Here is a 5435-nt window from a genome sequence, read left to right on the forward strand (position 1 = left end):
ATCTTTTATAGATGATATTTTGTATAACCCTTCTGAAGATGAGGAATGCTCTGCTTTGATAAGAAAAGGGAAACAGATATTCGCTTTTACCAAGTCTTCAATTGATTCAAAAATTCGTGTTTTAGGCTCATTAACACCCTCTACATAAAACACTTGATGCATGTAGGTTTTATTTTCCCATAACATGGTCTCGCTGTGTTTGGGAAATACTGAATTTCCCTGCTGTTCAAGCTGCATGGTAATATGCGACAGTATATGGGTATAGTTATCAAACTTGTATATATTGTATCGATTGCTAATGGAAAAAAAAATCTTTTTGTTATGGTATTTCCCAATGGCCAGATTAAACACAATTTTTATTCTTTTATTTTCTGCTATCAGCCCAGCAATAGTTGCCATATCCCATATAAATGCATCTGATCCAAAATACTTAATAGATCTAAAGGGAATCCAAACTAAAATATCACTACTAGCATCATGCAGTCTCCAGAGTTTTAGCCATTTAATTGCTACTATAATTCTGATGATACGCGCTATTCTCTTTAGTACCTTGGTTACTTGTTTCATAAGCTGAATTAATTAGTTCTATTTCTTTAATACCTAAGTATTTTATAGGCATTTCCTTCAATTTCAATATTACCTTTTCATATAATTTCATTACTCCAGACTCATGACCATAACTCAAATCGTCTATATAAACTACAGGCACGCCTCTGTTTAATAGTTCATTTATATAATCAAGCTTGTCTTCAGCCTTCCTTACCAGAATTACACAATCAGCCTTCAGGCCATTTGCTGCCAGCCATTTACGTGTCGAAAAGTAGTCGAGGTAGCTTCTTGCGGATATAAATATTACTTTCTGCCTGGTTCTGGTTTTATCCAGTATAAAATTCCGCATCCCAATAAAAATCGATAACGATCCATATCGGTGGTTTTCATTTCTATAAACATAATCTTGTAGTGATGGCCAGGTATCGGCAAGGGTATTATCTATATCAACAAGGTATATCTCCTGATTTTGGACGGCATTTTTTATAGACCTTCTAAAACGATACCTGAAATACAAATTACAAATCCCAAAAACTATTGCTTTAAACAACCGTTTCATTTACCAATTTCAAAACGTCATTCATCTGAATACATGCTTTTATGCTTTGAATTACATAGTCGTTTTCATCTTTTGAACGGGATGCTAATCTTATAAACTGTCCCTTTAAGCCAATTTTATCATCACATGTTCTTACGTAAATGCCATAACTTATAAGCAGTTTGGCTACAAACTCTGTAGATTTTATGCCTTCCAGTAACTCAATAAGTACAAAATTGGCCATGCTTGGGTAAACTTTAATATTTGGCAACTGTCTCAGCTCCTGTATAAATTCCAGCGTCTCAACAATATATTTTACCCTTACCTTATCATATCTAAGTGCAAAATCCGCTCTTGTATACAATCGAAAGAAATATTCGGCAAAACCATTTGAATTCCACAAATAACCATTCTTTAATAAAAGATCAACATATTCCTTTCTCATCACACCATACCCGGCCCTTACACCTGCAATCCCAAAATCCTTCGACATGCTTTTTAGAACAATAACATTAGGATGTTCTTTAACAAGATGAGATAATGATACCAGCTGATAAGATTCACTTTCATATGCGAAGTGAATAAAGCTTTCATCTATAATAATATTGTCAACAAATGAAAGCTCTTCTATAATCCGCTGCACATCAGCAGCTTTTGTATAACCACCATTTGGATTATTCGGGTTAATCAATACTATGGTGTCTGGCTTATTTTGTTTAACAAATGCAATGTATTCTTCTACATCAAGGTTGTAATTATTATTCTTTGATAAATTATAATACACCACCTCCACACCATCCTTAACATACTCATAATAAGATGAAAAGGTAGGTATTGTAATGATAATCTTCCTTTTGGTAAAATTATGGATAACAGCTTGAATGATTTCAATAGCTCCATTGCCAATAAAGATATTCCCTGAATCAATTTTTAAGAAATCAGCTAAAATCTCAGCAATTACACCATTTTGAGAGGGATAACTCTCCAATAAATCTCTGATATTCCCAGTATGAAGTATTTCCTTATTAAAATACTCAATAAACAAATCCGTTGCATAAGGATTAGATAAAAAGCAAGCATCTACTTTAATGTCTACCTCTGGGAGTTTTTGTTTGAATGTAAAGAAACTAGGTGAATGGGAGCCTGCCTCATTCTTTAATACCTCAATTTTCTTTACTACTTTGAGTTCGTCACTAGTAAATTTTATCATCTCTATTTAAGTTAAATCTTAGTAATCATCTGGTACCCTTTCACCATGTTGCTTTTATCCGAGATCAACATTGTAGAATAGGTTTTTAAATGGGCATTTGCAGATGCCTGGATATGGTAATTTAATTTGAAGAATAACCTTCCGTTTAGTTTGATCATTTTTTTATCAGGATGATAAAGCGCTTCTTTTAATACATCGTAATAACTTTCTACACTTACATCTTTACTTAGAAAACCGGTTTTTCCATGTCTGATCATCTGACCAATCCCCCCTACAGGCGTGCAAACTGGAATACAGCCAACCGATAAGGCTTCGATTAAAGAAATTGGCATTCCTTCGAATATGCTTGAAAGACAAAATGCATCGGCTATACTTAAATAATCCACCACATTATGCTTTCCACCTATAAATTCTATGTATGGATCGTTACCAACCAGTTTCAGTAAATGCTGATATAAATGCTTTTCTTTAACCTCTCCAATAATGATCAGTTTGCATTTCTTGTCTTCAGTAACATTAAATTTCTTTACAGCCCTGATTAATAAATCCTGATTCTTTTCCGATACAATTCGTCCTACATGAATTAAAATAAAAGCGTCTTCGCCCTCCTTGTATTTTTCATTTAATAAAGGATATTCATCAGTTGTTACCAGATCCTGTCTTCCATTTTCAATTAAAATGTCATTATCCAGCTGATAATAATCTCTATAAGTTTTCTTGCCGTCAAATGAGATCGTAACAGGTTTCACCTTATTTATTTTATACCAGAACTTTCTAAAGGTTTTGAGTATAAAATTTGGACATTCCGCCACAGCGATATTATGAATGGTATGAAAGAACAACGTGTGCTTGCTAGCCAATAGATATAAGGCCAGATATTCGAAGCCATTTAAATGAGAGTGTAACACATCAGGTTCCTCCCTATTCAACCATTTGGTTAAGCCCAAAAAAGCCTTTAAGCTAAATCCTCTGCCTTTATTGAAAGAAACGTAGCGAACATTCTTATGAATATCTTTCACAAATGTCTCTTGTGGATCATTCCAGCAGATAGAAACCAAATAAACTTCATATTGGTCATCTTTAGCAAGCTCATTACACAAATCAACTACGAAGCGCTCTGCTCCTCCCTTAGTTAAATCACCTATAAGGTGCATTATTTTGATTTTCTCCATTGTTATATGTACCTGGAAATCCGATTCAAAAAATTATTTCGTTGCAATACCACTTAGTATGTATCTTTTTCTCTTTGGGATGATGAACTCCAATAATCCATCAAGGTGTCCTAAAAGGATTCTTTGCTTTTCAGTCCTACCAAAGCAGCCAAAAAAACCTGTTGTTGTATATTTGATTGTTTTGAATGCACTAAATAGCTCTTCTACCTCATTTATATCCAGATAATTCCATCCAGGGGTACCATATTTCCTTCTCAGAAACCGATGGAGATTAGTAGCGGCCAAATTTTCTGTGAAAAGCAGCATGCCTCCCGGCTTCAGGGCACCATAAATCTCATTTAGCGTTTTTGCTTTATATTCATTTCTATTATTCTGGCTAATCCCACCCAGGATAGATTTAAATACGATAATGTCAAATTGGTTCTTAAAAGGAATATCCGTTGCATCCAAAGCCGCATACCTTATATTAATGCCACATTCATACTTACAATGAATTTCACCTGCTATAGGCTCCGGATTTTTAAGATCCGTACATAGTACTGAGTTGCCTCTAAGTGCAAGCCAAAGTGATAGCCCACCACGTGCCGCGCCCAATTCCAAACATTGTGTACTCTTCTCGTTTGCTGGCACATTCTTATCCAGATAATCAATTGCCCTCCACCAGTTTGTAATATCCCAGTCTATGATATCTCTAATGGTTTCCTTATCCATATCATTCGGCTTTAAATATGGGTTACAACTACATCCTCATCCAGATCAGCTTCTCTGTTCAGCAAAAAGTTTAAGTGCAGAATCGCGAAATACAGGAAAAAGGTAGGGCCGTTTGCGCTAACAAGCCATGAGTTGTGCGACAGTGAATTGATGGAAACGGCAATAAATGAACAACAAAGACAAATCATCAACGCATATTTCTTCTTCTTAACATTTCGAAATGCATTGATAATGATCTTTGAAATCTTATAATACAATCCGGCCAATATTCCCAAACCCAAAAAAGGTCCGACATAGGTAAGAAACATCAGGTAGGCATTGTGCGAAGTAATCCCCGACGAGAACACCTCATTACGATAAGTAACGTCTGACCAATCCTTCCCATAAAATATAAGCCCATAAGGATAATCCGAATAGATTCTTAAGTTTTCAGCAGCCAGGGTTGATCTATTGTATTCCTCCATATTATGTTCATTCTTGGTAAGAATGTTATTATAAGAGTCTGTATTATCTTTCAAAATGTATGTGTAGAATACAAAAGCTGCACAAACAGCAAACACCACAATAAAAATCGCTTTGTAATTGTAATACAATATCAGGAACAAGAATACCGAGAAAACAAAACCTACAAATACCGAGCGTTGCATACCCAGATATATAAACAGTAAACAAGCCAAAAGACTAACTATTTTAATAACAAGCGCTTTGTCAAACACTAGAGTAAAAATCAATAGAAATGGAACCAGGGCGGCCAATTGATAACCAAAGTTAAATTGATATGTTGCTATTCCCGAAGGACTCTGCACGACCGGTTCTCCCATCAGCATCGACCTTAGATTATTTATTTCTGATAAATAAAATGGATTAAGAACCATTACAATTGATGAAAATGTCAGCAAGGCAAAAAAAATATAAACAGAAATCGTAAATCGCTCTTTATCTGCACCTACAAAATAATTAAAGTAAAGCGCGCACATTCCAATGCATAAGGTATTGGCCATAAACACCATGTAATCTGAAAAACCAATCGCATTGTACAAGAAAATAGCGCCCCCAAGAAGAAGAAGCTCCGTTTTGTACAAAAATCCTAGCCCATCTTTTTCCCTAAACAAAAAAATAAGTGGTAAACAGAAAATAAGAGGCGTAGGGATTCTAAATAAATTTGTCATAAAAACCCCGAACGACAGGCTGTATAAATACAACACTATAAATACAACTGCAATTAATTTCATATGCATTATAAGCTATTCTATGT

General features: G+C 34.8%; 6 protein-coding genes. All 6 read right to left on the bottom strand.

The window, feature by feature from the left end; translation table 11 throughout:
- Positions 1-567, bottom strand: a 567-nt coding sequence (locus AC1DDX_RS22605; RefSeq protein WP_477622636.1) for a hypothetical protein, incomplete at its 3' end; no start/stop codon positions are given.
- Positions 503-1108, bottom strand: coding sequence for a hypothetical protein (locus AC1DDX_RS22610; protein WP_337715979.1), 606 nt, complete (start codon positions 1106-1108; stop codon positions 503-505). The genes AC1DDX_RS22610 and AC1DDX_RS22605, both read right to left, overlap by 65 nt.
- Positions 1092-2297 (bottom strand): pyridoxal phosphate-dependent aminotransferase, encoded by a 1206-nt coding sequence (locus AC1DDX_RS22615; protein WP_172662601.1) that lies wholly within the window; start codon positions 2295-2297, stop codon positions 1092-1094. The genes AC1DDX_RS22610 and AC1DDX_RS22615 overlap by 17 nt, the downstream gene beginning before the upstream one ends.
- Positions 2298-2308: 11 nt before the next feature.
- Positions 2309-3469 (bottom strand): glycosyltransferase, encoded by a 1161-nt coding sequence (locus AC1DDX_RS22620; protein ID WP_337715977.1) that lies wholly within the window; start codon positions 3467-3469, stop codon positions 2309-2311.
- Positions 3470-3502: 33 nt separating this feature from the next.
- Positions 3503-4180, bottom strand: a complete 678-nt coding sequence (locus AC1DDX_RS22625) for a class I SAM-dependent methyltransferase (RefSeq protein WP_172662599.1) — start codon at positions 4178-4180, stop codon at positions 3503-3505.
- A gap of 11 nt (positions 4181-4191) precedes the next feature.
- Positions 4192-5292 carry an O-antigen ligase family protein gene (locus tag AC1DDX_RS22630; protein ID WP_246269694.1) on the bottom strand — a complete coding sequence of 367 codons (1101 nt, stop codon included), beginning with the start codon at positions 5290-5292 and terminating at the stop codon, positions 4192-4194.
- Positions 5293-5435: the final 143 nt, after the last annotated feature.

It is taken from the genome of Pedobacter sp. 10L46_2 (assembly GCF_056395165.1).